The organism is Actinomadura formosensis NBRC 14204 (assembly GCF_001552155.1).
Taxonomy (GTDB): Bacteria; Actinomycetota; Actinomycetes; order Streptosporangiales; family Streptosporangiaceae; genus Spirillospora; species Spirillospora formosensis.
The window spans coordinates 1-4,277 of record NZ_BCQQ01000242.1; the positions used below are offsets into that span (position 1 = coordinate 1).

At 76.1% G+C, this 4,277-nt stretch carries 1 protein-coding gene; it reads left to right on the forward strand.

The annotated features are described in order from the left end of the window. Positions 1 to 13: 13 nt before the first annotated feature. On the forward strand, positions 14 to 4,277 hold a 4,264-nt coding region (locus AF1_RS32040), incomplete at its 3' end, for a type I polyketide synthase (protein ID WP_303621263.1).

Here is a 4,277-nt window from a genome sequence, read left to right on the forward strand (position 1 = left end):
CTCGTCGTCGCTGGTGGCCATTCATCTTGCCGCGCAGGCGCTGCGGCAGGGCGAGTGCTCGATGGCGCTGGCCGGCGGCGCGACGGTGATGCCGACGCCCGGCACCTTCGTGGCGTTCTCCCGGCAGCGTGTTCTGGCCCCCGACGGGAGGTCCAAGGCGTTTTCCTCGACGGCCGACGGGACCGGCTGGGCCGAGGGCGTCGGTGTGGTGGTCCTTGAGCGGCTGTCGGTGGCGCGGGAGCGCGGGCACCGGATCTTGGCTGTGCTGCGCGGCAGCGCGGTGAACCAGGACGGCGCGTCCAACGGCCTGACGGCGCCGAACGGTCCGTCGCAGCAGCGGGTGATCCGCAAGGCGCTGGCCGGTGCCGGGCTGGTTCCGTCCGATGTGGACGTTGTGGAGGCCCACGGGACCGGCACGGCTCTCGGTGACCCGATCGAGGCGCAGGCGCTGCTGGCCACCTATGGGCAGCGGGACCCCGGGAAGCCGTTGTGGCTGGGGTCGGTCAAGTCGAACATCGGGCACGCGCAGGCCGCGGCCGGGGTGGCCGGTGTGATCAAGATGGTGCAGGCGCTGCGGCACGGCGTCATGCCGCCCACCCTGCACGTGCGGGAGCCGACACCGCAGGTGGACTGGTCGGCGGGCGCGGTCGAGCTGCTGACCGAGGCCCGCGACTGGCCGGCCGACGGACGTCCGCGCCGGGCCGGCGTTTCCGCGTTCGGCATCAGCGGAACCAACGCGCACCTGATCCTCGAGGAGGCGCCGCCGGCGGACACGGAGCAGGACCCCGGCGAGCCGGCGCCCGCGGGTACCGTGCCGCTGGTCGTGTCGGCCGCGAGCGCCGCCTCCCTCGCGGCCCAGGCGGATCGGCTCGCCTCGTTCGTCGAGTCCGGTGAGGCGCCGCCGGCGCGCGTGGCCGCCGCCCTGGTCGCACACCGTGCGGTGCTGGCCGAGCGTGCGGTCGTCGTGGCCGGCACGGGCGAGGAGGCGCTCACCGGGTTGCGTGCGCTCGCGCGGGGCGAGACCGCGCCCGGTGTCGTGACCGGCGGCGCGGACGCGCCGGGCTCGGTCGCGATGGTGTTCCCCGGCCAGGGCGCGCAGCGGGTCGGGATGGGCCGGGAGCTGTACGACCGGTACCCGCTGTTCGCGGAGGCGTTCGATGAGGCCTGCGCGGAGCTGGACGCCTGCCTCGCCGGCCGGGTCGACCACCCCGTCCGGGACGTGGTGCTGGGCAGGGTGGGCGGTAGCGCCGTACTGCTCGACCAGACCGTGTTCACGCAGGCGGGGCTGTTCGCGGTGGAGAGCGCGCTGTTCCGGCTGGTGGCGTCCTGGGGCGTGCGGCCGGACGTGGTGATCGGCCACTCGGTCGGCGAGATCACCGCCGCCTACGCCGCGGGGGCGCTGTCGTTGCGGGATGCGGCGCGGATCGTCGCGGCCCGCGGCCGGCTGATGCAGGCGCTGCCGCCGGGCGGGGCGATGGTCGCGGTGGCCGCCGGCGAGGAGGAGGTCGCCGGGCTGCTGGGCGAGGGCGTGGAGCTCGCCGCGGTCAACGGCCCGGCCGCCGTGGTGCTCTCCGGCGACCACGACGCCGTCCTCGCGGCGGCCGGCCGGCTGCGGGAACGGGGCCGCAAGACGAAGCGGCTGGCGGTCTCGCACGCCTTCCATTCGGTCCAGATGGAGGCGATGCTGGCCGGCTTCGCCGCGGAGCTGACCGGCGTGACATGGCGGCGGCCGGAAATCCCGGTGATCTCCAACGTGACCGGGCGGCCGGCCGAACCCGGTGCGCTCGCCGATCCGCGGTACTGGGCCGAGCACGTGCGGCGGCCGGTCCGGTTCGCCGACGGGATCGCGGCCGCGGTGCAGCACGGCGCCGCGCTGTTCCTGGAACTGGGCCCCGGCGCCGCCCTGACCGCCCTGGTCGAGGAGACCGCCACCGCCGCCGGCGCCGAGGCGACCTGTTTCGCGGCCCTGCGCGACGGCCGCCCGGAAGAACAGACCCTGATCGCTTCGGTCGCCGAGCTGTTCGTGCGCGGTGCGGCCGTGGACTGGGGCGCCGCCCTGCCGGCCGTGACAGGCTGGGTGGACCTGCCGACGTACGCCTTCGACCACCGGAACTACTGGCTCCACGCCACCGGCGCCCCGGCCGACGCGGCGTCGCTCGGGCAGGCGGCCGCCGACCACCCGCTGCTGGGGGCGGTGGTGCGGCTGCCGGACTCCGCCGGGCTGGTGTTCACGTCCCGCCTGTCGTTGCGCACGCACCCCTGGCTCGCCGACCACGCCATCGGCGGGGTGGTGCTCGTCGCCGGCACCGGGCTGGTGGAACTGGCCGTGCGCGCCGGTGACGAGGCCGGCTGCCCGGTGCTGGACGAGCTGGTGATCGAGGCGCCGCTGGTCGTACCCGAGCATGGCGGGGTGCGGGTGCAGGTCGCGGTGGGCGGCCCGGGGCAGAACGGTTCCCGGACCGTGGACGTGTACTCCCAGCCCGACGACGAGACGGAGGCGTGGACGCGGCACGCCACCGGACTCCTGTCGGCCACGCCGCCGGCGCGGGGCCTCGGGTACGACTTCACCGCGTGGCCGCCGCCCGGTGGACAGCGGGTCGAGGTGGGGGACTTCTACACCGGACTGGTCGACCGCGGCTACGCGTACGGGCCGGTATTCCAGGGGCTGCGGGCGGTGTGGCGGCGCGGCGAGGAGATCTTCGCCGAGGTCGCGCTGCCCGAGGACGACCGCGCGGACGCCGCCGGGTTCGGCCTGCACCCCGCGCTGCTGGACGCCGGCCTGCACGCGGGCATGCTCGGCGCCGCTGCCACGCCGGAGGAGGAGCCCGGGCGGCCGGTGCTGCCGTTCGCCTGGAACGGGCTGGTGCTGCATGCCGCGGGCGCATCGGCGCTGCGGGTGCGCCTGGTGCCCGGCGGACCCGCCGCCTTGTCCCTGGAGGCGGCGGACGAGACCGGTGGCCCCGTGGTGACGGTGGAATCACTGGTGTCCCGGCCGGTGTCCGCTGAGCAACTGGACGCGGCGGCGACCCGCGATGCGCTGTTCAGGGTGGACTGGACCGAACTGCCGCCGGTTCAGGGAGAGACCTCGCCGCCGTGGGCGCCGGTGGCCACCGCGGGCGACGTGGCGGCCCTGGGCGGGGACGTGCCCGCGGTGGCGGTCCTGGAGGCGGTGGGCGGGGACGGCTCGCACGCGGCGCTGGTGCTGACGTGCCGGGTGCTGGAGGTCGTGCAGGCGTGGCTGACCGCCGCCGGGGCGGAGGAGTCACGCCTGGTGGTCGTGACCCGCGGCGCGGTGCCCGCCGGTGCGGGCACGGTGACGGATCCCGCGGGTGCGGCGGTGTGGGGACTCGTGCGTGCCGCGCAGGCCGAGAACCCGGACCGGATCGTCCTGCTGGACCTCGATCCGGCCGCCGGCGGTGGCGTGGAGCCGGTGCTGGGTTCCGTGCTGGCCTGCGGTGAACCCCAGGTCGCCGTCCGGGACACCGCCCTGTCGGCCCCCCGGCTCGCCCGCGTCACCGATCAGGCCCCGGATTCGCCCGCCGTGTTCGGCCCGGAGGGGACGGTCCTGGTCACGGGTGGCACCGGGTCGCTGGGCGCCTTGGTCGCCCGGCATCTGGTGTCCCGCCACGGCGTGCGGCGTCTCGTCCTGGCCAGCAGGCGGGGTCCGGCCGCCGAGGGTGCGGAGGAACTGGTCGCCGACCTCACCGGGGAGGGCGCGGAGGTCTCGATGGTGGCCTGCGATGTGTCCGACCGGGAGCAGGCGGCGGCGCTGCTGGCATCGGTGCCCGGCCGGCTGACCGGCGTGGTGCACACGGCGGGCGTGCTGGACGACGGTGTGATCGAGGCGCTGACCCCGGACCGGCTCGCCGCCGTGTTCGCGCCGAAGGTCGACGCGGTGCGGCACCTGGACGAGCTGACCCGGGACATGGAGCTCGACGCGTTCGTCGTCTTCTCCTCCGCGTCCGGGACCTTCGGGGCCGCCGGGCAGGGCAACTACGCGGCCGCGAACGCGTTCCTTGACGCGGCGGTGGCCGGTCGCCGGGCGGCGGGCCTGCCCGGGGTGTCGCTGGCCTGGGGCCTGTGGGAGCAGACCAGCGGCATGACCGCCCACCTGGGCGGGGCGGACCAGGCGCGCATGAGCCGCGGCGGTGTCCTCGCGATAACGCCGCAGGAGGGCATGGACCTGTTCGACGCCGCCCTGGGAGCCCGGCAGGCGCTACTCGTCCCGGTCAAGCTGGACCTGCGGGGGACGCGTGCGGGCGCGGCGGCCGGCGGTG